Consider the following 23,798-nt stretch of genomic DNA (forward strand, 5'->3'; position numbering starts at 1 on the left):
GCGAGCAGGCTAAAGCGCTAAAGATGTCGGCGACAAGAGGGCGTGGGAATACAAATTCCGATGCCGTTAAGGGTATTGACGAGGGGCGGTTCCTGCTTCACTCTCACCCGGATGAGCCCGTCCCCGAGCAGCCGTCCCTCCTGCGCGCATCAACTCTCCACGCACCAGCCCTTCATGCACGGCTACGACGCCGAGGCCCTGAAGAACTGGAGCCCGTCGTCCGACCGTTGGGCCCGACACTTCCGCTCGCACGTCCCGCTCGCGCCCCGCATCGCTCCCTTCCCCGCCACCCAGGCCCGCCCCCGACTACCGACGGGCGCGCAGGTGATGAACCTGTGCAACGACTACGACGGCGCCTTCTTCACCGCCCGCAAGTACGACGGCTCCTTCGCGCGCAGGCTGCTCCGCTTCTGGCAGTACACGGACTTCCTCGGCTCCTGGCACGGTCTGCCGGTCGACGGATCGCCGGTGGCCGAACCGGTGCACGGCCTGGTCAACCCGCCCAATCCGGCTTACACGGACGCGGCCCACCGCAATGGCGTCAGAAGCCTCGGCTGCTGGTTCTGGCCGCGGCCCGGCGCGTTCGCCCCGTATCTCGAACGGCGCGCGGACGGATCGTTCCCGGTGGCGGACAAACTGATCGAGATGGCGGGGTACTTCGGGTTCGACGGCTATTTCATCAATCACGAGGCGGAGACTCCGCCGGCCGAGGCGAAGCTGCTGCGCGAGCTGCTCGGGCAGCTCCGCGCGAAGGCCCCGGAGGGATTCCACCTCCAGTGGTACGACACGATCAGGCCGGACGGCAGCCTGGACTACCTCAACCACCTCAACGCCGAGAACGCCCCCTGGCTGGAGGCGGGCGCCGACAGCTTCTTCGCCAACTACTGGATGACCGAGGCCGGGGTGGAGACCTCCCGGGCCACGGCGCTGGCGCTCGGCCGTGATCCGTACGAGACGGTCTTCCACGGCACGGAGAACGAGCAGTTCGGCTTCGACCCGGAGTACGACCCGCGGCTGATCTTCCCCGACGACCGCCCCGCCAGGACGAGTTGGGCGCTGTTCGGCTCGCACTTCGTGTGGGAGCTGCACCCCGGTCACGAGGACCCGGACGCGCAGGAGGCCGTCTTCGAGCGGGAGCGCCGCTACTGGTCGGGGCCGGCGGGCGATCCGACGCGGACGGGCCGCACCCGGACGCACGAGCCGGGCAGGCCGGACCCCGCCAACCACCTCAAGTGGGACGGGGTCGCGCACTACATCTCCGAGCGGTCGGTGATCGGCGCGTTCCCGTTCGTCACGCGCTTCAACACCGGGCACGGCCGCGGTTTCTTCCTGGCGGGGCGCAGGGCGAGCGGCGCGGACTGGTACAACGCGTCGGTCCAGGATGTCCTGCCGACGTGGCAGTTCTGGTCCGAGGGCGGCGACGGGCAGCCGGACTTCGACTACACGCGTGCGTACGACGGAGGCTGCTCGCTGCGGCTGCCGGGCGGTGCGACGGTGCGCCTCCACAAGACGGACCTCGCGGTGCGGACGGGCGCGGAGACGGTGTCGGTGACGTACGCCGGAGATGTCGGCGCGCTGGAGGTGGGGCTGCTCTTCGCCGACGCCCCAGAGACGTTCGAATGGGTACGGGGTGCGGCGGAGGCGGCCGGAAACGGCTGGCACACGTCGGCCCATGGCCTGGCGCCGTTCCACGGCCGCACGATCGCGGCGCTCGCCGTGCGCACGACGTCACCCGTCCACCTCGGCGAACTCGCCCTTCGGGACGGCCGGTTCACCCCTCCCGCCCGCCCCCGGCACTTCCGTGTCGACTCCGCGTACGCAGAAGGCGGCACGGCCGAGGTCTTCCTCTCCTGGCGCATCGATGAGCCGGACCGGGTCTGGTACTACGACCTGCGGCGCGACGAGGAGTGGCTCGGGCGGATCTATGACGAGGTCTACTACGTGAAGGCGCTGCGGCGGCGCGAGGGCGAGGCCTCGACGGAGCTGACCCTCACACCCGTGGCCCCCGACGGCACACCGGGCGAGTCCGCGACCGTGCACGTGGACTGGTGCTGATCCTCACGACGGGCGGAGGTTTGAACTCCGGGGATCACGCGATGGTGTGAGGCCGCCGGGGCTCCCGCATCGGGCTGTGGCGCACGGGTAGTGCTGAGGCGCTCGTTCGCCGCCTCAGGAGGAGAAACACCGTATGTCGCAGCCCTTTGAACTGCCCGCCTTCTACATGGTTCATCCCGCCCGCCTCAATCCCCATGTGGAAGAGGCGCGGGAGCACTCCAGGAAGTGGGCACGCGACATGGGGATGCTGGAGGGGTCGGGCGTCTGGGAGCAGCGCGATCTGGACGCCCACGACTATCCGCTGCTGTGCGCCTACACCCACCCCGACTGCGACGGCCCCGCGCTGTCGCTCGTCACGGACTGGTATGTGTGGGTGTTCTTCTTCGACGACCACTTCCTGGAACTCTTCAAGCGGACCCAGGACCGCGAGGGCGGCAAGGCCTATCTCGACCGCCTTCCGGCGTTCATGCCGATGGATCTGTCCGCGCCCGTGCCGGAGCCGACGAATCCGGTGGAGGCCGGGCTCGCGGACCTGTGGGCGCGGACGGTGCCCCACATGTCGGAGGGCTGGCGGGCGAGGTTCGCGGAGAGCACGGAGAACCTGCTCAACGAGTCCTTGTGGGAGCTGTCGAACATCAACGAGGGGCGGATCGCCAACCCCGTCGAGTACATCGAGATGCGCCGCAAGGTGGGCGGGGCGCCCTGGTCGGCGGGGCTCGTCGAGTACGCGACGGGGGCGGAGGTGCCGCCGGCCGTGGCGGAGTCCCGGCCGCTGCGGGTGCTGAAGGAGACGTTCTCCGACGCCGTCCATCTGCGCAACGACCTCTTCTCGTACCAGCGGGAGATCGAGGACGAGGGCGAACTCTCCAACGGCGTGCTGGTCCTGGAGAAGTTCCTGGACTGTACGACGCAGGAGGCGGCGGACGCGGTGAACGATCTGCTGACCTCGCGGATGCAGCAGTTCGAGAGCACGACGTGCACCGAGCTGGCCCCGCTGTTCGCCGCGACGGGGCTGCCGCCCCAGGAGTGCGCGGACGTCCTCGCGTACGCCAAGGGTCTGCAGGACTGGCAGTCCGGCGGGCACGAGTGGCACATGAGGTCCAGCCGCTACATGAACAAGGGCGGCACCGCGGGGTCCTCGCCGCTCGCGGGCCCCGCCGGTCTCGGCACATCGGCGGCCGGCATCAAGGCGCTGCTCGCGGCGACGGGCGCGGAGCGGCTGCGGGGCCGCACGCATGTCCCGTTCCAACGGGTGGGCCCGTCGCTGATCCCCGACTTCGACTTTCCCTACAGGACGAGGATCTCACCGCATCTGGAGGCGGCACGCCCCCGCTGTGTGGAGTGGGCGTCGCGGATGGGCCTGCTGGAACCCCAGCCGGGAGTGCCGAGTTCGGACATCTGGGACGTGCGCAAGCTGTACGGCTACGACTTCCCGCTCTGCGCGGCGGGCATCCACCCGGACGCGGACCTCGAAGGCCTCGACCTGGACTCACAGTGGCTGACGTGGGGCACCTACGGGGACGACTACTTCCCGGTGGTCTTCGGCAGGCCCCGCGACCTGGCGGGCGCGAAGCTCTGCAACGACCGGCTGTCCCTGTTCATGCCGCTGGACTTCGCGGACATGCCGGAGCCGCTGAGCGCGCTGGAGCGGGGCCTGGCCGACCTGTGGGTGCGCACGGCCGGGCCGATGGACCAGGAGGCGCGCCGGACACTGCGTACGTCCATCGAGGTCATGACGGCGAGCTGGCTCTGGGAGCTGGACAACCAGGCCCTGAACCGCATCCCGGACCCCGTCGACTACATCGAGATGCGCCGCCTCACCTTCGGCGCCCCGCTCACGATGAGCCTGTGCCGACCGGGCAACGGCCCGCAGGTCCCCCCGGAGATCTACCGCACGGGTCCGATGCAGAACCTGGAGAACGCGGCGAGCGACTACTCCGCCCTGATGAACGACGTCTTCTCCTACCAGAAGGAGATCGAGTACGAGGGCGAGGTGCACAACGGCGTCCTGGTGGTGCAGAACTTCTTCGGCTGCGACTATCTGACGGCGCTCGGCATCATCGACGACCTGATGAAGTCACGCCTGAGCCAGTTCCAGCACGTGGCGGCACACGAACTCCCGGTCCTGTACGACGACTTCAACCTCCCCCAGGAAACGCGGGACATCCTCGACGGCTACGTGCACGGGCTGGAGAACTGGATGGCGGGCATCTACACCTGGCACCGCGACTGCCGCCGCTACCGCCAGCAGGACCTCACCCACGGCCCCCTCAAGTCCCCCACGGGCCTCGGCATGGCAGCCGTACGCCCCGACTGGCTAAGGGAGTTCGGCCGCGCGGTGGACCGGCAGATGGAAGCGGCGACGGGCATCACGAAGAGCTGATCCGGTCCGTCACCGGCGGGGCGCCCGGGGTGGAGGGGACCACGGGTAATCTGCGGTGATGGAACGTGATCTCGACCGTGCGGGGCGCGCCGCGGGCGCCGTCGTCGGATCCGCTGTCGGCGACGCGCTCGGCGCGCCCTTCGAGTTCGGCCTCGCCGGGGACTTCTCCGCGCGCTTCCCCGAGCCCGGCGGGGGCGGGGAGATGTGCGGAGGCGGCGGCTGGGACCCCGGTGAGGCCACGGACGACACGCAGATGGCCGTGCATGTCGCCGACTCGCTCCTGGAGCACGGGGAGCTGCGCCCCGCCGACGTGTACGCCCGGTTCCGGCGATGGGCGGCGTCCGACCCCAAGGACATCGGCCTGCAGACAGAGGACGTACTCGGCAACGGCCTGCCCTGGGACCGGGCCGCCGAGGCGCATTTCCAGGTCAACGGCCGTGCCGCGGGCAACGGTTCGCTGATGCGGGCGACCACCGCCGCCGTCCGTTTCGCCCGCGCCGGACGGACCGCCACGACGGACGCGGCCCGCCGCATCGCCGCCCTCACCCACGGCGACCGCGCCGCATGGGAAGGCACGGCGCTCTACCACGAGCTGCTGCGACTCGCTCTCGACGGCGCCGACCCGCTCCCCCGCCTCCCCGAGGCACTGAGGCTGGTCCACCCGGACCACCGCGACCGTTATGCCACCGTCCTCGCCCCCGACTGGCACCCCGACGACGCCACCGAGTTCAACGGCGCCGTCTGGCCCTGCCTCGGCTCGGCGGTCTGGGCGCTGCGCACGACGGATTCGTACGAGGACGCCGTGCGCGCCGCGATCGACCTCGGCGGCGACACCGACACCGTCGCCGCCGTCACCGGCGGTCTCGCCGGTGCCCGCTACGGGCTCGACGCGATCCCGGTCCGCTGGACGGATCCGCTGCACGTGCCGATGCCGGGCGCGGCCGTGGCGGGGCGGGTGTTGCGGGTCGCGGATCTGGTCGAACTCGCGCGCCGGCTGGACGCGCCCGCGCGGCCGTGAGTCCTCACCCCTCCGCCCGCGGCTCCGGCAGGATCTGGCGGAGTCGTGGGTTCGGGTGGAAGTCGCGGCGCCATTCCCGCGGGTAGCCGACCGAGACCTCCTGGAAGCGGACTCCGTCGTGCCAGGTGGTGCGGGGGATGTGCAGGTGGCCGTAGACGACCGTCTTCGCGTCGTACTTCACGTGCCAGTCCGCGGTCAGTTCCGTGCCGCACCACAGGGCGAACTCGGGGTAGTACAGGATCCGTGTGGGCTCGCGGAGCAGGGGCCAGTGGTTGATGAGGATGGTGGGCAGGTCCGGGTTTCGGCGGGAGAGCAGGTCCTCGGTGATCGCCACGCGGGCCCGGCACCAGTCGTCGCGGCTCGGGTAGGGGTCGGGGTGCAGGAGTATCTCGTCGGTGCAGACGACACCCGCCTCGTGGGCGGCTTCCAGGGCCTGGGTCTTGGTGTGGGTGCCCGCGGGGCGGAACGAGTAGTCGTAGAGGACGAAGAGCGGTGCGACGGTTACCGGGCCGCCCGCGCCTTCCCAGACGGGGTAGGGGTCTTCGGGGGTGGCAACGCCCAATTCCCTGCAGAGTTCGACCAGATGCCGGTAGCGCGCGTCGCCGCGCAACTGGTTCGGGTCGTCGCGGGGCGTCCACAGCTCGTGATTGCCGGGGGCCCACACCACCTTGGCGAACCGCTCGGTGAGGGTTCGCAGCGCCCATTCGACGTCGGCCATGCGCTCGGCGACGTCGCCCGCGACGATCAGCCAGTCCGCGTCGGTCTCCGGGCGCAGCGTATCGAGGAACTTCCTGTTCTCGTCGTACGCCACATGCAGATCACTGATGGCGAGCAACTTCGGCGTCTTCTCCGGCACTTGGTCCACTCCGCGAGGCTAACCGCCGCACGCCCGCCGTGCGAGGCGATCAGTGGTGCGAGTCGCCGCTCCGCTGGATCTCCAGGTACTCCTCCGGTGTCGCCTTGGGCACCTGAGCCGAGGGACCGAACATGGCCCTGCCCAGGCGGGCCCGCAGCCGCTGGGCGCGGGTCACCTTCCGGGCCACTCCGTTCGCGTCCACCAGCGGACCTATTTCGTACGGCTTGGGCTGTTCGTGCGCGGTGAGGGTGTACAACTCGGCCTGCGTGAGGGGGATGTGGACCTCCACGTACTCGCCGTGCGGCAGGCGTTTGATCGTGCCGCTCTCCCGCCCGTGCAGCGCCTTCTCCCGGTCCCGGCGCTGCAACCCCATGCACCAGCGGTGCGCGACGAAGTACGCGAGCACCGGCGCCACGAAGACCGCGATCCGCACGAACCACGTGATCGCGTTGATGGAGAGATGGAAGTGCAGGGCCCACAGGTCGTTGCCGCCGCCGACCATCAGCACGGCGAACAGCGTCAGCCACGCCACACCGAGCCCCGTGCGCACCGGGGCATTGCGCGGCCGGTCCGCGATGTGGTGCTCCCGTTTGTCGCCGGTGATCCAGGCCTCGATGAACGGATAGACGCCGATCGCGAGCAGGATCAGCGGGAAGAGCGCGAACGGGATGAAGACGCCGAGTTGGAGTGTGTGCCCCCAGGCGTCGATCTCCCAGGTGGGCATCACCCGGATCAGGCCCTCGGAGAAGCCCAGGTACCAGTCGGGTTGAGCGCCGGTGGAGACCAGGTCGGGGCGGTAGGGCCCCAGTACCCAGACGGGGTTGATGGTGGCGACCGCGCCCATGATCGCGAGCACCCCGAAGACGAGGAAGAAGAAGCCGCCCGCCTTGGCGACGTAGATGGGCAGGAAGGGCGCGCCGACCACGTTCTTCTCGGTCTTTCCCGGACCCGCGAACTGGGTGTGCTTGTGGTAGAAGACCAGGATCAGATGGGCGACGACCAGGCCCAGCATGATCCCCGGCAGCAGCAGCACATGCACGCTGAAGAGCCGCGGAATGATGTCGTCGCCGGGGAACTCCCCGCCGAACAGGAACATGGAGATGTACGTCCCGACCACCGGGATGGCCAGGATCGCGCCCTGCGCGAAGCGGATGCCGGTGCCGGAGAGCAGGTCGTCCGGGAGCGAGTAGCCGGTGAGCCCGGTGATGATGCCGAGGAACAGCAGGGTCCAGCCGAACAGCCAGTTGATCTCGCGGGGCTTGCGGAACGCGCCGGTGAAGAACACCCGCATCATGTGCACGAGCATCCCGGCGACGAAGACGAGCGCCGCCCAGTGGTGGATCTGCCGGATCAGGAGTCCGCCGCGCACCTCCATGCTGATGTCGACCGTCGACTCGAAGGCGCGGGTCATCTGGATGCCCTTGAGCGGGGTGTAGACCCCGTCGTAGACGACCTCGGCGCCGCTCGGCTCGAAGAAGAGGGTCAGATAGATCCCGGTGAGGATCAGTATCAGGAAGCTGTAGAGGCAGATCTCGCCGAACATGAACGACCAGTGGTCGGGGAAGATCTTGCGCATCTGGCTCTTGGCCAGCGTATGGATGCCGAGGCGGCCGTCCGCCCAGTCGGCGACCCGCTCGCCCTTTCCGGGCGGGGCGGCCCGTCCCGTGCCCCGAGTCTGTCCGGCCCTTTCGCTTTCGGTTCCGCTCATGCGACCCCCTCAGGCGGATACCAGGGTAGATCGAGCGCTTGACGGAGCCAACAGGCCGTCACGACAAGGGAGTTGACGATCTTCGTCACAAGGGCGGAAAACCCGATTGCCCGGCCGCCGCTCCGCATGAGAGATTCGCAGCTCTTCAGTGCCCCGCCTCCTCCAGGAGACCGTCATGACACTCGGCATCGTGCCCGGCCTGGTGCTCGGCGACGTCTCCCGCACTTCGACGCGGGAGCCGCTGCGCCGCTGAGCCTCCTGCCGAGGCCCGCCGCCAGCCGCCTGGCGCCCGGCGCGTCCTGCCGGGCCACGCCCCTCCCGCTCCTCGTCGAAGTGCTGTTCGTGCCCCGCACGTTCACTCACCGAGGAGTACCACCCTTGTCCGAGATCCACCGGATCCGCTGGACCGACGGCGACACCGAGCACACCGTCCGCTGGCATTCCGAGACCGGTCTGCCGCTGCCCCGCCGCGTCGTCCCCGCCGACGACCGGCTCGGCGCCGACGCCGCCCACCGCCTCGCCTGCGAAGGCACCGCCCTGCTGTGGCAGGGCGACTACCACCAGGCCCGCCAGCTGCTGCGCGCCCTGGGCCGCCGCGTCGACCGCAAGCCTCCTCCTGCTGCCGCCGCGTCGCCCGCGGCGGCCTTCCACCTCCAGCGCCGCGCGGCCGGCCACCGGGCCCGCGTGCTCGGCAAGCTGCTGGTGCCGCTGCGCGAGGACCACACCCTGGACCTGCGCCGCGCGCCGGACGTCCGGGCCGCCTGCACGGAGGCCTACGGCCCGCCCCGGCAGGGCCCGTCGGTGGTGTCGCTGCGCGAGCTGCTCGGCGTGATCGGCGCGCATCAATGGCGTACGAAGGGCGTGGAGATCCCGGCGATCGGCGCTCGGATCCATCCGCACTACGGGGTGTTCTCGCCGGTCAGGGGCGAGTATCTGGACCTGGTGGCGCGGGCCCCGCTGCCCGCCGCCGCGTACGACGGGACGGCGTTCGACGTCGGCACCGGCACCGGAGTCCTCGCCGCGGTCCTCGCCCACCGGGAGGTCCAAAGGGTCGTCGCCACCGACAGCAATCCGCGTGCCCTTGCCTGCGCCGCCGACAACATGCGGCGGCTCGGTCTGACCCGCCGCGTGGAGATCACCGCCGGGCTCTTCCCCCGGGGCCGCGCCGCCCTCGTCGTTTGCAACCCGCCCTGGCTCCCGGCGAAGCCCAACTCCCCCCTGGAGCAAGGCGTGTACGACCCCAAGGGCGCCATGCTCCGCGCGTTCCTCTCCGGCCTCTCCCGTCATCTGCTGCCCGGCGGCGAGGGCTGGCTCATCATGTCGGACCTGCCCGAACACCTGGGTCTACGCGCCCCCGACGAACTCCGCTCGGCCATCACATCGGCCGGCCTGCACGTCACGGACCGCCTCGACACACACCCCCGCCACCACCGCCCCTCCGACCCCACCGACCCCCTGCACGCGGCCCGCACCGCGGAGATCACCTCACTCTGGCGACTACGGGCAACGGAGTAGGCACGCACGCCGGACTCCACACCCATCCCCACGACCGGGCCGCGCGCCGCAGACCCACCCGGACACCGCACCCCGCCACCACCGGCCCTCCACCCCCACCGCCCCCTGCACGCGGCCCGCACCACGGAGATCACCTCACTGTGGCGACTACGGGCAACGGAGTAGGCACGCACGCCGGACTCCGCACCCATCCCCACGACCGGGCCGCGCGCCGCGCACCCACCCGGACACCGCACCCCGCCACCACCGGCCCTCCACCCCCACCAACCCCCTGCACGCGGCCCGCACCGCGGAGATCACCTCACTGTGGCGACTGCGGACGGCGGAGTGGGTGCGCCTGGCTCCGCACCCGTCGTAGCCGGCCGGGGTGCGCGTCGCACGCCGCCTCGGCATCGCCGGGCGTCCGCCCCCTCCCATCACCTGCACTCGGCCCGCACCGCGGAGATCACCTCACTGTGGCGGCCGCCGGCTGGCCCGTAGGCTCCGCGTCCACCTCCCGTACCAGCCCGATCGCCCTGGCGAGCGTGGCGAGGCGGGTGTCCAGGGTCTTGCCCGCCGGGTAGAAGCGGATCGTGTCCACGCCCGCGTCGCGCCAGACGCGCAGGCGGGTGCGGACCATGTCCTCGGTGCCGATCAGGGTCGTGGCGAGGACCATCTCGTCGGTGATCAGGGCCGCCGCTCCGTCGCGGTCGCCGGACTGCCAGCGGGCGCGGACCTCGGCGGCCGTGTCCGCCCAACCCTGCCTGCTGTAGGCGTTGTTGTAGTAGTTGGTGGTGGCGGAGCCCATGCCGCCCAGGCTGAAGGCGAGTTCCTTCTTGCGGCCCGCCACCATCGCTCGCAGCGCGTCCTCGTCGGCGGCGAAGGCGACTTCGGCGCCCTGGCAGATGTCGAGGCCGCTGCGGGTCCGGCCCGCGGCGGTCAGGCCCGCGTCCAGGTGGTCGAAGTACGCCTCCTTCGCGCCCTCGGGCACGAAGCTGGTGCCGAGCCAGCCGTCGGCGATCTCGCCGGTCAGGTGCAGCATCTTGGGCGAGAGGGTGGCCAGGTAGACGGGCAGTTCGTGTTCGGCGCGCATCGCGAGGCGCATGGGCTTCGCTTCGCCGCCGGGCAGCGGGACGGTGAACTCCCGCCCCTCGTAGGCGATCTTCTCCCCCGTCGCCGCCTGCCGCACGATCTCCACGGTCTCCCGCATCCGGGTCAGCGGTCGGGCGAACGGCACGCCGTGCAGGCCCTCGATCACCTGTGGCCCCGAGGGGCCGAGTCCGAGGATGAAGCGGCCCTCCGAGATGTTCGAGAGGGTGATCGCCGCGCGGGCGATGGCCGCCGGGGTCCGGGTGGCGAGCTGGATGATCCCCGAGCCGAGCAGCATCCGCTCGGTGCGGGCCGCCAAGTAGCCGAGCGGGGACGGCGCTTCGGCGCCCCACGCCTCCGCGACCCAGCAGATGTCCATGCCGAGCTTCTCGGCCTCGGTGACGAAGTCGGCGGTCTCCCGCCAGTCCGGCCCGGACGCCTCGATGGTCGTCGACGTACGCATCACGCGCCCTGCCTCTCCGGGACGGGCCGGGTTCCCTCGGCGAGTTCCTTGATCGCGTCCAGCGTGGCCGTCATGTTCCGCTCGAACTCCCTCATCCGTACGAAGACGATCTTCTGCTCCTTCTCCGGCATCCGGTCGATCGCGAAGGAGAGCCCCGATCGGCCGGGCCCCAGCTGCATCCACTGGGTCAGTTCGGTGCCGCCGTCGTCCTGCGGGCGCAGGCTGAACCGCCAGAGGGCGCTCGGCTGTTCGGGATCCTCGACGGCCCAGGCGAAGACGCGCGGGGCCTCGCACTCCACGACGTACGACGTGGTCTCCCACACGCCGAGCGACTCGTGCTCGCTGCGGCCCGCGAAACGCGCGCCGATCGCGGGCCCCGTCGCCCCGTCCAGCCAGCGGACCGCGCGGAGTTCCGCGCTCAGCTCCGGCATCAGGCCGATGTCCGCGACGAGTTCCCACACGCGCTCCGGTGAGGCCGCGATCCGTCGGCGCACCTCGGCCGTCGGCTTGTCCGCATAGCGCGCGCCTGTCCACTCCATCGTGGGTCGCCCTCTCGTCAGTGTCGCTGTCTTCGCCCTGCCGAACCCTGCCGAACCCTGCCGACCACGAGAGTTGCGTAGATAGACTCACTCGTCAAGGGCGTGCCGACGGACGCTCGGACGGTGGGCTCAGCGGCTGAACCGGTCCTGGATGTCCGGCCGTTCGGCGAGCCGCGCCGGATAGCCGGGGCCGATCCTGGCCCGTGTGTCGGCGGCCGTCATCGGCTCCTTGCAGTGGCCGCAGACCACCTCGGCCTCGCCCTCGTGCCCGCAGCGGTCGTGGTGGAAGACGACCGGCGGACCCTCTTCGCCGCTCAGCCAGCGGTTGCCCCAGCTGTTCATCGCCGCGAGTACGCCGAAGAAGTCGCGCCCCTTCTCCGTGAGCACGTAGTCGTAGCGCACCGGCTCGCTCTGGTAGGCGCGCTTCTCCATCAGGCCCTCGTCGACCAGGCGGCGCAGCCGGTCGGTCAGCGTGTTGCGGGCGATGCCCAGCTCCTGCTGGAAGACGTCGAAGCGCTTGATGCCGTAGAACGCCTCACGGAGCACCAGAGGAGTCCACCAGTCGCCCAGCAGATCCATGGTGCGGGCGATGGAGCAGGGCCAGTTCGCGAAGGAGGTCCGCCTCATGCCGCCACCCTACGGGTCTCGGTACTAGACCCAGCAGCCCGGAGCGGTGCCGAGCGCACGTGACGTACGACGCAAACACGGCCGGGCCGTTGTGCCGCGCGCCGGGCTGCTGATCAAGTGGCAGGAGTCATCGCGTCATTGCGCGGTCGCCCCTTCGTTCCGTGCCCATCCGGAGGCCCCGTTGCTCTTCACATCCGTGGACGATGTCGCCGAGCGGCTCGCCGAGACGGGGTATCTGGCGTCGACCGCCGTCGCCACGACCGTCTTCCTCGCCGACCGCCTGGGCAAGCCGCTGCTCGTCGAGGGCCCGGCGGGCGTCGGCAAGACCGAGCTGGCCAAGGCGGTCGCCGAGGTCGCCGGGGCGACGCTGGTACGGCTCCAGTGCTACGAGGGCGTGGACGAGTCCCGCGCCCTGTACGAGTGGAACCACGCCAAGCAGCTCCTGCGCATCACCGCGGGCCGCGACGAGACGTGGGACGAGACGCGCACCGACATCTTCAGCGAGGAGTTCCTGCTCCCGCGCCCGCTGCTCACCGCCATCCGCGGCGACGACCCGAAGGTCCTGCTGATCGACGAGACGGACAAGGCGGACGTCGAGGTCGAGGGGCTGCTCCTCGAAGTGCTCAGCGACTTCCAGGTGACCGTGCCCGAGCTGGGCACGATCACCGCGACGCGCCGCCCCTTCACCGTCCTCACCTCGAACGCGAGCCGCGAGCTGTCGGAGGCGCTGCGCCGCCGCTGTCTCTTCCTGCACATCGGCTTCCCCGAGGAGGAGTTGGAGCGCCGCATCGTCCGGCTGAAGGTGCCGGGGCTCGACGAGGCGCTCGCGAAGTCCGTCGTCCGCGTGGTCGGGGCGCTGCGCGCGATGGACCTGCGCAAGCAGCCCTCGGTGGCGGAGACCATCGACTGGGCGCGCACACTGCTGGCCCTCGGCGCCGACTCCCTCGACGAGGACGTCGTACGCGACAGTCTCGGCGTCGTCCTCAAGCACCAGGACGACGTACTGAAGGCGGCGGCCAAGCTGGACCTGGACGCCGTGTGAACGCGCCGTCCCCGGCCGGCGTCCCCGAACGCCTGACGTCCCTCGTCCAGGCGCTGCGCTCGCACGGCATCCGGATCGGCACGGGCGAGACGGTGGACGCCGGGCAGGCGCTGGAAGCGCTCGGCATGACCGACCGGGAGCGGATCCGCGAGGGCCTCGCCGCCGCGCTGCTGCACGGCGAGGGGCAGCGCCCGGTCTTCGATCCGGTCTTCGACCTGTACTTTCCGCGCGGCGTCGGCGGCCCGCAGGCACCGGGCGGCCCCGAGCGGGAATTCGACCGGGACGACCTGCGCGACCGGCTCACCGCCGCCCTCGTCGCCGACGACCGGGCGCTGCTCGCCCAGCTGGCGGCCGAGGCCGTTGACGGCTTGGGCGGATACGGCACGCGGGCGGGCGGCGAAGGGTCCGGCGGGGTCGGCGGTTCCGGCGGGTCCGACGGCTGGTCCGCGCACCAGACGCTCTCCCGGCTCCGCCCCGAGACCCTGCTCGCCCGGATGCTCGCCGCCATCCGGGAGGGCTCCCCCGGCGCGGGTTCCGGCGGGGCCGGCTTCACCGACCGGCTCGAAGCGGACGAGGCCCGCCGTCGCATCGAGGACTTCCGCCGCCGCGTGGGCGCCGAGGCCCGCCGCCGGGTCGCCGAGCGGCGGGGCGCGGACACCATCGCGCGGCGGGCGATCCTGCCGACCGCCGACCGGGTCGACTTCCTGATCGCGGGCCGCTCCCAGCTCGACGAACTCCGCAGGACCGTGCAGCCGCTGGCCCGCAAGCTGGCGACGCGCCTCGCCGCCCGCAGGCGCAGGGCCGCCCGCGGCCGGATCGATCTGCGCCGCACGCTGCGCGGCTCGCTGTCCACGGGCGGCATCCCGATGCGCCCGATGCTGCGGCGCCGTCGCCCGGCCCGCCCCGAACTGGTGCTCCTGTGCGATGTGTCGGGCTCCGTGGCCGGCTTCGCGGGATTCACGATGCTGCTGGTGCAGGCACTGCACGACCAGTTCAGCAAGGTCCGCGTGTTCGCCTTCGTCAACCGGGTCGACGAGGTCACGGACCTGATCGCGCGCGGCACGGCCGACCCCGAGGGCCTGAGCACCCGCATCATCTCCGCCGCCGCCGTGACGCGCTATCACGGCGGCAGCGACTACGGCACGTCCCTGGGCGAGTTCGCCGAGCGGTACGCCGACGTCCTGAGCTCGCGCAGCACGGTCTTCGTCCTCGGTGACGCCCGGACGAACATGAGCGACCCCCATGTGCGCGCCCTGAAGGACATCGCCGCACGCGCCCGTCAGGTGCACTGGCTCAACCCCGAGCGCCGCGCCCTGTGGCAGACCGGCGACTCGGTGGCACTGACGTACGCGGAACTCGTCGACATGCACGAGTGCCGCAACGCACAGCAGCTCAGCGCGCTGATCGGCCGCCTCCTGCCGGTCTGAGCGGCCTTTGCACGGCACCGTAAGCTGACCGGACGGGACGTCGGCAGGAACCGCGTCGTCGACAGGAACCGCGAGGAGGACCGGGTGACGGGCAGCACGGACGAGGCCAAGGCCGCCATCCGGGCACGGATCGAGGAGGTCCGTGACGAGCTCGTCGGACTCAGCCGGCGGATCCACGGGCATCCGGAGATCGCCTTCGAGGAGCGGCGGGCGGCCGGGTGGTGCGCGGATGTGCTGCGCGACCACGGCTTCGCGGTGACCGCTCCCGCGTACGGGCTCGACACCGCCTTCGAGGCGACCGTCGGCTCCGGTCCCGTGACCGTCGCGCTGGCCTGCGAGTACGACGCGCTGCCCGGCATGGGGCACGCCTGCGGGCACAATCTGATCGCGGCGGCCGGGGTGGGCGCCGCACTCGGGCTGGCGCCGTTCGCCGATGAACTGGGGCTCACCGTAAGGGTGCTGGGCACCCCGGCGGAGGAGAGCGGGGCCGGAAAGGCGCTGCTCATCGATGCCGGCGCGTTCGCCGGGGTCGACGCGGCGATGATGATCCACCCGTGCCCGTTCGAGGTCGCCGACTTCCACTCGTACGCGATGGGGGCGCTCTCCGCGACGTACACCGGGAAGTCCGCGCACGCCACGCTCAACCCGCAGGACGGGCGGAACGCGGCGGACGCGCTGACCGTGGCCCAGGTGGCGCTCGGACTGCTGCGGCAGCAGCTGCCGGGCGAGTGGAAGGTGCACGGCATCACCACCGAGGCGGGGACGGCGCTCAACGCCATTCCCGAGCGGGCGAGCGCCGCCTACGCCCTGCGGACTCCGTCCGTCGAGGAGTTGCGGGAGCTGCGCGAGCGGGTCGCCGACTGCTTCCGGGCGGGGGCGCTCGCCGCCGGGTGCGCGCTGGACCTGGAGCAGCCCGCGCCCGACTATCTCGACTTCCGGTCGGATGCCGGTCTTGTCGCGCTGTGGGAGGCGAACGCCCGTGTCCTCGGGCGGCCCGAGCCGCAGCGGCGCGGGCCCTTCGCGTCCACGGACATGGGCAACGTCTCGCACGTGGTGCCGTCCATCCACCCGGTGCTCGACATCAGCGGCGGCGACTGCGGCCCGCATCAGCCGGAGTTCGCGGCCGCGGCGGCCACCCCGGCCGCCGAACTGGCCATGCTCGACGGGGCGGTGGGGCTCGCCTGGACGGCGGCGGACTTCGCGGTCAGCCGGTCGGCGTGACCTTCGTGGCTGCCGGTACGACCACCGGGGAGCCGTCGCCCGGTGCCTCCAGGATGTCGGCGTCGATGCCGTAGAGCTCCTTGACCAGCGGCGCCGTCACGACCTCGCGGGCCGGGCCGTGCGCGACGACCTTGCCCGCGTTCATCGCGATGACCGTGTCGGCGTACCGGGCGGCGCTCGCCAGGTCGTGCAGGACCATGACGACGGTGCGGCCCGCGGCGGCCACCTCCCGTACCAGGGAGAGGACTTCGACCGCGTGGCCGAGGTCGAGGGCGCTGGTCGGCTCGTCGAGCAGCACGATCGGGGTCTGCTGGGCCAGGACCATCGCGAGCCAGCAGCGCTGCCGCTGGCCGCCGGAGAGATGGTCGAGGCGACGCCCGGCGAGTTCCGTGGTGCCGGTGGCCTCGAGCGCCTCGCGTACGGCCGTCTCGTCCTCGCGCGACCACTGGCGGAACAGGCCCTGGTGCGGATGGCGGCCGTAGCGGACGAGTCCGGCGACGGTGACCGCCTCGGGGGCCTGCGGGGACTGGGCAAGCAGGGCGATGCGGTGGGCCGCGCGGCGCTGGGTGAGCTGCCAGACGTCCTCGTCCCCGGCGCGTACGGTGCCCGAAGCCGGCTTGTGGAGGCGGGCGACGGAGCGCAGCAGGGTCGACTTGCCGCAGCCGTTGGGCCCGACGATCGCGGCGACCTGTCCGCTGGGTATGGCCAGGTCGACGCCGTCCACGGCGGTGTGCCCTGGATAGCCGGAGGTGAGCGCCTCGACGGTCAGTTGCACGGGGGTCAGGCCTTTCCGCTCTGCTGCTGGGAGTTCTTGCCGAAGAGGACCCACAGGAGGAAGGGTCCGCCGAGCACGCTGGTGACGACGCCGACCGGGATCTCAACCGGGGCGATGACCCGGCCGAGGGCGTCGGCGCCCCCGACGAGGGCCGCGCCGACCAGGGCCGAGCCGATGACGGGTACGCGGGTGGGGCCGCTGAGCCGGGACGCGACGACGGGTGCGGCGAGCGCGACGAACGCGATCGGGCCGCCGATGCCGACGGCGACGCCGGACAGCGCGACGGCGAGCGCGAGGGTCGCCGCGCGCACCCGGCGGACGTTGACGCCGAGCGTGGCCGCCATGTCGTCGTCGAAACGCAGGAGTTGGAGGCGGCTTCCGGCGACCAGGGCCAGCGGGACCAGGACCAGCAGGGCGAGCGACAGCGGCGTACCGACGCTCCAGTCCCTGCCGTTGAGCGAGCCGACCGTCCAGAGGAAGACGCCGCCCGCGGTGTTGTCGTTCTCGCGGGACATGACGAGGTCGGTGACGGCGCCGATGACGGTGGAGACGCCGATGCCCACGACGAGGATGCGGTAGCCGCCGCTGCCCGCGCCGCCCGCGCAGGCGACGACGACCATGGCCGCGGCGGCGGCGCCGAGCGGGCCGAGCCACCAGTCGCCGATCATCCCGGTGGACGAGCCGACGACGGAGGCGACGACGGCCGCGGTGGCGCCTTCGTTGACGCCGATGATGTCCGGTGTGGCGAGGCGGTTGCCCGCGAGGGTCTGGGTGAGGCATCCGGCGATGCCGAGCGCCGCGCCGACCATGAGGCCGACCGCGATGCGCGGGAGGCGGAAGTCCTGGACGAGCATGACGGTGGCGGAGTCGCCGGTTCCGAGGAGCCCTTCGAGGCTGTCGGAGAAGCTCATGCCGGTCGAGCTCGCGAAGGTGGCGAGGGAGACGACCACGGCGATGACCAGGGTGAGGCCGACGGCCGCGAGCGCGCTGCGGTAGGGGAAGAGCCAGGAGAAGGTCCCGACGCGGACCGGGGTGGAGTCGGGCGGGGTGATGTCCGCCCCGGCGGTCTGCCCGGCCTGCCCGGTCTGCCCGGTCTGCCCGGCCTTCTCGGCCTTCTCGGTCCGCGGTGTCTCTTGGGCGCTCATGAGGACACCCCCGCCGTGGACATCCGCTGCGAGCGGGCGATCCAGATCAGCAACGGGCCGCCGATGAAGGCGAGAAGGACGCTCACCGGGGTCTCCCAGGGGCGGATCACGACGCGGGCGAGCAGGTCGGCGACGATCATCACGTTGGCCGCGACGAGCGCGGAGAGCACCAACTGACCGGCGATGCGCGGTCCGGTGACGGCCCGTGCGGCGTACGGGGCGAGCAGCCCGAGGAAGGCGATGGGTCCGGCGAGGGCGACCGCGGCTCCGGCGAGCAGGGTGACCGCGACCGCCACGATGAGCCGGATGCGGCCGGGGTGGTGGCCGAGGGAGCGTGCGCTGTCGTCGCCGAGGGCGAGCGCGGACAGCGGTCGTACACAGCAGAAGGCGATGACGAGACCGACCGCGATCATCGGGATCAGAGGATAGGTCTCGGACGTCTTGATTCCGGCCAGAGAACCGATGGTCCAGTAGCGGTAGGTGTCGAAGGTCGACTGGGTGCCGAGCAGGATGTACGACGTCATGCCGTGGAAGGTCGCGCCGAGCGCCGATCCGGCGAGGACGAGCCGCAGCGGCGACCCGGCCGCGCGCCCCGACGCGGCGAGCAGCAGCACGACCGCGCTCGCGGCCATCCCGCCGACAAGGGCCCAGACGAGGACGCCGTACGCCGAGGTCACGTCGAAGTAGGTGAGACCGATCACCACGCCCAGGGCCGCACCGGAGTTGACCCCGAGGAGTCCCGTCTCGGCGAGCGGATTGCGGGTGACGGCCTGGAGGAGGCAGCCCGCCGCGCCGAGCGCGACCCCGACGAGCAGGCCTGCGAGGGTCCGCGGCAGGCGTACGTCCATGACGGCGAGCCGGATCTGGGCGTCGGCCCGCGCCGACGGATCTCCCATGAGGAAGTCCCAGGCGCGGCCCATCGGCGTCGACCCCGATCCGACCAGGAGGGACAGCAGGCCGAGCAGCACGAGCAGCACGAGCAGGGCGGCGGCCGCCCACAGCGTGGGGCGATGGATCTTGGCCAGGTCCGGTGTCGGAGGTCTGGATCCGGACGTTGGGACCCGCCCCTCTTGCGCAACCAACATGAAGTTAGCCTAACCTAACCTTGACCTGGAGCCCCGAGTCGGGGTGGCCACGAACTCCCTGTCCTTTCAGGGCCAGTTCGTCATGCCCCGACGCGGCCAGAGATGACCCTTATGTCCGGACTGACCCCCGGACGACTGAATCATGGAGATCACGGACATGTCCTCGAACCACTCCCCGCGCACCCGGCTGACCGCGGCAGCAGCCCTCGCCCTGGCCTCCGCGCTCACGCTCTCCGCCTGCGGTTCGGACTCGTCCGACGACTCCGGCTCCGAGAAGAACGCCAAGAACGCCGCGAAGGACGTCACCGTCACCGACGCCACCGGTGCGGAGGTGAAGGTTCCGGCCAACCCGGAGAAGGTCGTCGCGCTGTCCGAGATGGACCTGGACTCGTCGCTCGCCCTGAAGGTCAAGCCGGTCGGCCTCTCCGCGGGCCGCGGCCAGAAGGGCGCCCCCGAGTACCTGGCCGACCAGGCGAAGGGCATCCCGGTCGTCGGCGCGGTCACCGGCCCCGACATCGAGAAGGTGCTTCAGGCCAAGCCGGACGTCATCCTCGCCGGCCAGCTCGCCGACCAGCAGGTGCTCAAGCAGCTGAAGGCGATAGCCCCGACCGTCGTCACCATCGACAAGACCAAGGACTGGAAGAAGTCCCTGGAGCTGACCGGCAAGGTGCTCGGCAAGTCGAACGAGGCCACCGCCTTCCTCAAGGACTACGACACCAAGGCCGCCGCCCTGAAGAAGGACCTCGGCGACAACGCGGGCGCCTCCGTCTCCGTCGCGCGCTACTCCGCCAAGGGCACCGCCGTGATGCAGCAGGGCGTCTTCATCTCCGACGTCCTCAAGGACCTGGACTTCAAGCGGCCCGGCATCCAGAACGACAAGGGCCAGGGCCACTCGACGCCGCTCAGCGACGAGGACCTGAAGCAGATCGACGCCGACTGGCTGTTCATCGGCACGCTCGCCGCCAAGGGCCCGGACGCCGACCTCTTCAAGGAGCTGAAGGGCAAGGCCGCGTACAAGCAGCTCGACGCGGTCAAGAAGGGCCACACCACGGAGATCGACGGCTCGAAGTGGACCAGCCTCGGCGGTGCGCAGGCCGCCGTTTCGGTGCTCGGTGACATCGAGAAGGCGATGGCCAAGTGACCTCCGGCATAGCCGAGTCGGAGCTGGCCGGCCGGGTCGCGCTGGTCACCGGCGCGGGCCGGGGCATCGGCCGGGCCGTGGCCCGCGCGCTCGCCGAGCGCGGCGCGCGGGTCGTGGCCGCCGACCGGTCCCCCGACGTCAAGCGGCAGGAGACGGGCTCCGGCATCACCGGTCTTGTCCTCGACGTGACCGACGCGGCCGCCGTGGACGCGGCCGTCGACGAAGTCGAGCGCACCGTGGGGCCGTTGGACATCCTCGTCAATGTGGCGGGCGTGCTGCGGCCCGCCCCGGTGGTCGAGCTCACCGACACCGACTGGGCGGAGACCTTCGCGGTCAACACCAACGGCGTCTTCCATACCGCGCGCGCCGCGGCCCGCCGGATGACCGCGCGGGGCAAGGGCTCCATCGTGACCGTCGGCTCCAACGCGGCCGGGGTGCCCCGTACCCAGATGGCCGCGTACGCCGCGTCGAAGGCCGCCGCGACCATGTTCACCAAATGTCTCGGCCTTGAGGTCGCCCGCGACGGCGTGCGCTGCAACGTCGTGTCGCCCGGCTCCACCGACACCGACATGCAGCGCCAGCTCTGGACGGACGACCACGCGGCCGCCGCCGCGCGCGTCATCGACGGCGACTCCGCCTCGTACCGCGTCGGCATTCCGCTCGGCCGGATCGCCGATCCCGCCGACATCGCCGACGCCGTCGCCTTCCTGGTCTCCGACCGGGCCCGGCACATCACCCTGCACGACCTGTACGTGGACGGCGGCGCCACCCTGCGCGCCTGAACGCCGCGCCGCCCTCCCCTACTTGACGAGGAGTCACCCGTGACACCCGCCCATGACGCGGTAGCACTCGCCGCCCCCCAGACCCACGGGGCCGTCGGCGCGGCCACCGCGCTGCTCGACGCCTACCAGCCGGGCGACACCCGGTTCTTCGCGTCGCCCACCCGCACCCTGCTCGCCCACGGCACCACCGCCGAGGTCCCGCACGACGAGCGGCCGCTCCCGGAGCGCGTCGCCGCCACGCTGGAGGCCCAGCGGCGCGCGGGCAACCCGGCGCCGGTCGTGGTGGGCTCGATCCCCTTCGACCCCAGCGCGCCCGCCGTGCTCAGCGTCCCCGAGGCGGTCCGCTGGGCTCCCGCGCTGCGCACCGACCCGCTGGTCGCCCTGCCCACCCCCGCACCGGCCACGGCCGGCGGCTGGCAGGTCCGCGAGGTTCCCTCGGGCGACGCGTACGCCGCGTCGGTCGAGGCCGCCGTGAAGCGCATGCAGAGCGGCGAGTTCGACAAGGTCGTGCTCGCCCGCACCCTGGAGCTCGACACCGACGGGGAGCTCGACCTGCCCGCGATGCTCCAGCGCCTGGCCCGCCGCGACCCGCACGGCTACTCCTTCGCCGTGCCCACCGGCCCCGGCCGCACGCTGCTCGGCGCCAGCCCCGAGCTGCTGCTCGCGCGGCACGGCGACCGGCTCACCGCCAACCCGCTCGCCGGTTCGACGCCGCGCTCCGCGGACCTCGCCGAGGACGTGCGGCGCGCCGCCGCGCTGCTCGAGTCGGCGAAGGACCTGCACGAGCACGCGGTCGTCGTGGACGCCGTGTACAAGGCCCTTGCCCCGTTCTGCACCGACCTCGAGGTGCCCGAGCGGCCCACGCTGGTCCGCACGGCGACGATGTGGCACCTGTCGACGACCGTCACGGGCGAGCTCGCCGACCCGGCCACCTCCGCCCTGGAGCTGGCCTGCGCGCTGCACCCGACGCCCGCCGTCTGCGGCACCCCGACCGGCCACGCCCGCGGCGTGATCGGCGAGTTGGAGCCCTTCGAACGCGGTCACTACACCGGCATGGTGGGGTGGAGCGACGCGCGGGGCGACGGCGAGTGGGTCGTCACCATCCGCTGCGCTGAGGCCGAGGAGACCGAGAACGGCAGCGGACGGCTGCGGCTGTTCGCGGGCGCCGGTGTCGTCGCCGACTCCTCCCCGGAGGCCGAACGCGCCGAGACGGGCGCCAAGTTCCGTACGTTCCTGGACGCGGTGGGGGTCGACCGATGACGACGGCACAGCACGGCGGCGGCACGGACGCGCCGCGCATCCCGGACGAGTTCGCCGAGCGCTACCGCACGGCCGGGTACTGGCGCGGCGAGACCTTCGGCGGCATGCTCCGCGAGCGCGCCGACGCGCACCCGGCGCGGGTCGCGATCACCGACGGGGAGCGGAACTGGACTTACGGCGAACTCGACGTGCGTGCCGACCAGTTGGCCGCCGGGTTCGCCGCGCGCGGCATCACCAAGGGCGACCGGGTGGTCGTCCAGCTGCCGAACGTCGCCGAGTTCTTCGAGGTGGTCTTCGCGCTCTTCCGGATCGGCGCGCTGCCGGTCTTCGCGCTGCCCGCGCACCGCGAGACGGAGATCCACTACTTCTGCGAGTTCACCGAGGCCGTCGCCTACGTCATCCCGGACCGGCTCGGCGGCTTCGACCACCGCGACCTCGCGACGAAGGTACGGGCCGAAGTGCCCACGCTGCGTGAGGTGTTCGTGGTCGGCGATCCCGGTGAACACACCGCGCTGGCCGACGTGCCCCGCGAGCCGATCGAGCTGTTCGGCCCCGAGCCGTCCGACCTCGCGTTCCTCCAGCTGTCCGGGGGCAGCACCGGCGTACCGAAGCTGATCCCCCGCACCCACGACGACTACATGTACTCGCTGTGGGGCTCCAACGAGATCTGTGGCGTGACCGAGGACTCCGTGTACCTCGTCGCGCTGCCCGCGGCGCACAACTTCCCGCTGTCGTCGCCGGGTTCGCTGGGTCTGCTGTACGCGGGCGGCCGTGTCGTGATGTGCCCGCAGCCCGACCCGGACACCGCGTTCCCGATCATCGAGCGGGAGAAGGTCACGATCACCGGCCTCGTTCCGCCGCTCGCCCTGGTGTGGACCGACGCGGGACGCACCACTCCGTACGACATCTCCAGCCTCGACGTGCTGCTCGTGGGCGGCGCCAAGTTCAGCGAGGCGGCGGCCCGCCGGGTCGCGCCCGCACTCGGCTGCACGCTCCAGCAGGTCTTCGGGATGGCCGAGGGCCTGGTCAACTACACACGCCTGGACGACCCCGCCGAGACGATCGTCACCACCCAGGGGCGGCCGATCTCCCCCGACGACGAGATCCGCATCGTGGACGACGCCGACGAGGAGGTGCCCGAGGGCGAGTCCGGCCATCTGCTGACCCGCGGCCCGTACACCATCCGCGGCTACTGGCGGGCGCCCGACCACAACGCCCGCTCGTTCACCGCGGACGGCTTCTACCGCACGGGCGACATCGTCAGCCGTACGCCCACCGGCCATCTGGTGGTCGAGGGGCGGGCCAAGGACCAGATCAACCGGGGCGGCGAGAAGATCGCGCCGGAAGAGGTCGAGAACGTCATCCTCTCGCACCCCTACGTCCACGACGTGTCGGTCGTCGCCGTCCCCGACGAGTATCTCGGCGAGCGGACCCTCGCCTATGTGATCCCGCGCGAGGGCGCGGAGCCGCTGAAGCCCGTCACGATCAAGAAGTTCGTGCGCGAGCGGGGGCTCGCCGCGTTCAAGGTCCCCGACCGGGTCGAGTTCGTGACCGCCTTCCCGCAGACCGGCATCGGCAAGGTCAGCAAGAAGGACCAGCGGACCACCGCCGCCGCCCCGGACAGCTGACCGCTGCCCGGCGCACCCCGATCCACCAGCTTTCCTGAGTTTCCCGAAAGGCCACCGACC

Annotated in this window: 19 protein-coding genes; 11 read left to right on the forward strand and 8 right to left on the reverse strand. The window is 71.6% G+C overall.

Annotated elements, in window-relative coordinates; genetic code table 11:
- Nucleotides 1–111 precede the first annotated feature (111 nt).
- From ACIBKX_RS10085 to ACIBKX_RS10095, 3 genes are all read left to right on the forward strand, one after another.
- Nucleotides 112–2,055 (forward strand): hypothetical protein, encoded by a 1,944-nt coding sequence (locus ACIBKX_RS10085; protein ID WP_363271394.1) that lies wholly within the window; start codon nucleotides 112–114, stop codon nucleotides 2,053–2,055.
- A 133-nt stretch (nucleotides 2,056–2,188) separates the two neighbouring features.
- Entirely contained in the window at nucleotides 2,189–4,438 is a 2,250-nt protein-coding gene (locus ACIBKX_RS10090; protein ID WP_363271395.1) for a terpene synthase family protein, read from the forward strand.
- Between the two features lie 58 nt (nucleotides 4,439–4,496).
- Nucleotides 4,497–5,456 (forward strand): ADP-ribosylglycohydrolase family protein, encoded by a 960-nt coding sequence (locus tag ACIBKX_RS10095; protein WP_363271396.1) that lies wholly within the window; start codon nucleotides 4,497–4,499, stop codon nucleotides 5,454–5,456.
- Between the two features lie 4 nt (nucleotides 5,457–5,460).
- On the opposite strand, the gene ACIBKX_RS10100 is transcribed toward ACIBKX_RS10095, so the two are convergent.
- Both ACIBKX_RS10100 and ACIBKX_RS10105 read right to left on the reverse strand, forming a co-directional pair.
- Nucleotides 5,461–6,321: a metallophosphoesterase gene (locus ACIBKX_RS10100; protein ID WP_363271397.1), complete on the reverse strand. Its 861-nt coding sequence runs from the start codon at nucleotides 6,319–6,321 to the stop codon at nucleotides 5,461–5,463.
- 40 nt (nucleotides 6,322–6,361) lie between these two features.
- Nucleotides 6,362–8,020, reverse strand: a complete 1,659-nt coding sequence (locus ACIBKX_RS10105; RefSeq protein WP_363271398.1) for a cytochrome bc complex cytochrome b subunit — start codon at nucleotides 8,018–8,020, stop codon at nucleotides 6,362–6,364.
- 387 nt (nucleotides 8,021–8,407) lie between these two features.
- Between ACIBKX_RS10105 and ACIBKX_RS10110 the strand changes: the two genes are divergently transcribed.
- On the forward strand, nucleotides 8,408–9,535 hold the full coding sequence (locus ACIBKX_RS10110) for a methyltransferase (RefSeq protein ID WP_399375737.1): 1,128 nt from the start codon (nucleotides 8,408–8,410) through the stop codon (nucleotides 9,533–9,535).
- 445 nt (nucleotides 9,536–9,980) lie between these two features.
- Here ACIBKX_RS10110 and ACIBKX_RS10115 read toward each other — a convergent pair whose 3' ends face one another.
- The 3 genes from ACIBKX_RS10115 to ACIBKX_RS10125 form a co-directional block, all read right to left on the reverse strand.
- Nucleotides 9,981–11,066: an LLM class flavin-dependent oxidoreductase gene (locus ACIBKX_RS10115; protein WP_363271400.1), complete on the reverse strand. Its 1,086-nt coding sequence runs from the start codon at nucleotides 11,064–11,066 to the stop codon at nucleotides 9,981–9,983.
- On the reverse strand, nucleotides 11,066–11,605 hold the full coding sequence (locus tag ACIBKX_RS10120; protein WP_363271401.1) for an SRPBCC family protein: 540 nt from the start codon (nucleotides 11,603–11,605) through the stop codon (nucleotides 11,066–11,068). Before ACIBKX_RS10120 ends, ACIBKX_RS10115 begins: the two co-directional genes overlap by 1 nt.
- Before the next feature lie 129 nt (nucleotides 11,606–11,734).
- Nucleotides 11,735–12,232, reverse strand: coding sequence for a helix-turn-helix domain-containing protein (locus ACIBKX_RS10125; RefSeq protein ID WP_363271402.1), 498 nt, complete (start codon nucleotides 12,230–12,232; stop codon nucleotides 11,735–11,737).
- Between the two features lie 181 nt (nucleotides 12,233–12,413).
- Here ACIBKX_RS10125 and ACIBKX_RS10130 point away from each other — a divergent pair, with 181 nt between their 5' ends.
- The 3 genes from ACIBKX_RS10130 (at nucleotide 12,414) to ACIBKX_RS10140 (ending at nucleotide 15,922) form a co-directional block, all read left to right on the forward strand.
- Complete coding sequence (locus ACIBKX_RS10130) at nucleotides 12,414–13,274, forward strand: MoxR family ATPase (RefSeq protein ID WP_363271403.1); 861 nt, start codon at nucleotides 12,414–12,416, stop codon at nucleotides 13,272–13,274.
- Nucleotides 13,271–14,701, forward strand: coding sequence for a VWA domain-containing protein (locus ACIBKX_RS10135; RefSeq protein ID WP_363271404.1), 1,431 nt, complete (start codon nucleotides 13,271–13,273; stop codon nucleotides 14,699–14,701). The genes ACIBKX_RS10130 and ACIBKX_RS10135 overlap by 4 nt, the downstream gene beginning before the upstream one ends.
- Before the next feature lie 84 nt (nucleotides 14,702–14,785).
- Nucleotides 14,786–15,922: an amidohydrolase gene (locus ACIBKX_RS10140; protein ID WP_399375720.1), complete on the forward strand. Its 1,137-nt coding sequence runs from the start codon at nucleotides 14,786–14,788 to the stop codon at nucleotides 15,920–15,922.
- Here ACIBKX_RS10140 and ACIBKX_RS10145 read toward each other — a convergent pair.
- Genes ACIBKX_RS10145 through ACIBKX_RS10155 form a run of 3 tightly spaced genes read right to left on the reverse strand, consistent with a single transcriptional unit; the run spans nucleotide 15,906 to nucleotide 18,927 of the window.
- A complete protein-coding gene (locus ACIBKX_RS10145; protein WP_363271405.1) occupies nucleotides 15,906–16,697 on the reverse strand; it encodes an ABC transporter ATP-binding protein in 792 nt (263 codons plus the stop codon). The two genes, ACIBKX_RS10140 and ACIBKX_RS10145, sit on opposite strands and share 17 nt — an antisense overlap.
- A 5-nt stretch (nucleotides 16,698–16,702) precedes the next feature.
- Entirely contained in the window at nucleotides 16,703–17,842 is a 1,140-nt protein-coding gene (locus ACIBKX_RS10150) for an iron ABC transporter permease (protein ID WP_363271406.1), read from the reverse strand.
- The gene (locus tag ACIBKX_RS10155) at nucleotides 17,839–18,927 is read right to left on the reverse strand and encodes an iron ABC transporter permease (protein ID WP_363271407.1); all 1,089 of its coding nucleotides are present in this window, start codon (nucleotides 18,925–18,927) and stop codon (nucleotides 17,839–17,841) included. The genes ACIBKX_RS10150 and ACIBKX_RS10155 overlap by 4 nt, the downstream gene beginning before the upstream one ends.
- Before the next feature lie 157 nt (nucleotides 18,928–19,084).
- Here ACIBKX_RS10155 and ACIBKX_RS10160 point away from each other — a divergent pair, with 157 nt between their 5' ends.
- The 4 genes from ACIBKX_RS10160 to ACIBKX_RS10175 are packed head-to-tail and all read left to right on the forward strand — an operon-like array spanning nucleotide 19,085 to nucleotide 23,738.
- Complete coding sequence (locus tag ACIBKX_RS10160) at nucleotides 19,085–20,068, forward strand: ABC transporter substrate-binding protein (RefSeq protein ID WP_399375721.1); 984 nt, start codon at nucleotides 19,085–19,087, stop codon at nucleotides 20,066–20,068.
- Nucleotides 20,065–20,850 (forward strand): 2,3-dihydro-2,3-dihydroxybenzoate dehydrogenase, encoded by a 786-nt coding sequence (locus tag ACIBKX_RS10165; protein WP_363271409.1) that lies wholly within the window; start codon nucleotides 20,065–20,067, stop codon nucleotides 20,848–20,850. Before ACIBKX_RS10160 ends, ACIBKX_RS10165 begins: the two co-directional genes overlap by 4 nt.
- A 39-nt stretch (nucleotides 20,851–20,889) precedes the next feature.
- Nucleotides 20,890–22,110, forward strand: coding sequence for an isochorismate synthase DhbC (gene dhbC, locus ACIBKX_RS10170; protein WP_363271410.1), 1,221 nt, complete (start codon nucleotides 20,890–20,892; stop codon nucleotides 22,108–22,110).
- Nucleotides 22,107–23,738 (forward strand): (2,3-dihydroxybenzoyl)adenylate synthase, encoded by a 1,632-nt coding sequence (locus ACIBKX_RS10175; RefSeq protein WP_363271411.1) that lies wholly within the window; start codon nucleotides 22,107–22,109, stop codon nucleotides 23,736–23,738. Before dhbC ends, ACIBKX_RS10175 begins: the two co-directional genes overlap by 4 nt.
- Nucleotides 23,739–23,798 lie beyond the last annotated feature (60 nt).

This window comes from Streptomyces sp. NPDC050658 (assembly GCF_044457025.1).
Classification (GTDB): Bacteria; Actinomycetota; Actinomycetes; order Streptomycetales; family Streptomycetaceae; genus Streptomyces.

Bases quoted from the DNA above. Each gene is read 5' to 3' on its own strand.
- ACIBKX_RS10095 (WP_363271396.1), top strand. From the start codon at position 4,497: ATGGAACGTGATCTCGACCGTGCGGGGCGCGCCGCGGGCGCCGTCGTC.
- ACIBKX_RS10120 (WP_363271401.1), bottom strand. From the start codon at position 11,605: ATGGAGTGGACAGGCGCGCGCTATGCGGACAAGCCGACGGCCGAGGTG.
- ACIBKX_RS10175 (WP_363271411.1), top strand. From the start codon at position 22,107: ATGACGACGGCACAGCACGGCGGCGGCACGGACGCGCCGCGCATCCCG.
- ACIBKX_RS10115 (WP_363271400.1), bottom strand. From the start codon at position 11,066: ATGCGTACGTCGACGACCATCGAGGCGTCCGGGCCGGACTGGCGGGAG.
- ACIBKX_RS10125 (WP_363271402.1), bottom strand. From the start codon at position 12,232: ATGAGGCGGACCTCCTTCGCGAACTGGCCCTGCTCCATCGCCCGCACC.
- ACIBKX_RS10150 (WP_363271406.1), bottom strand. From the start codon at position 17,842: ATGAGCGCCCAAGAGACACCGCGGACCGAGAAGGCCGAGAAGGCCGGG.
- ACIBKX_RS10090 (WP_363271395.1), top strand. From the start codon at position 2,189: ATGTCGCAGCCCTTTGAACTGCCCGCCTTCTACATGGTTCATCCCGCC.
- ACIBKX_RS10160 (WP_399375721.1), top strand. From the start codon at position 19,085: ATGTCCTCGAACCACTCCCCGCGCACCCGGCTGACCGCGGCAGCAGCC.
- ACIBKX_RS10155 (WP_363271407.1), bottom strand. From the start codon at position 18,927: ATGTTGGTTGCGCAAGAGGGGCGGGTCCCAACGTCCGGATCCAGACCT.
- ACIBKX_RS10085 (WP_363271394.1), top strand. From the start codon at position 112: ATGAGCCCGTCCCCGAGCAGCCGTCCCTCCTGCGCGCATCAACTCTCC.
- ACIBKX_RS10105 (WP_363271398.1), bottom strand. From the start codon at position 8,020: ATGAGCGGAACCGAAAGCGAAAGGGCCGGACAGACTCGGGGCACGGGA.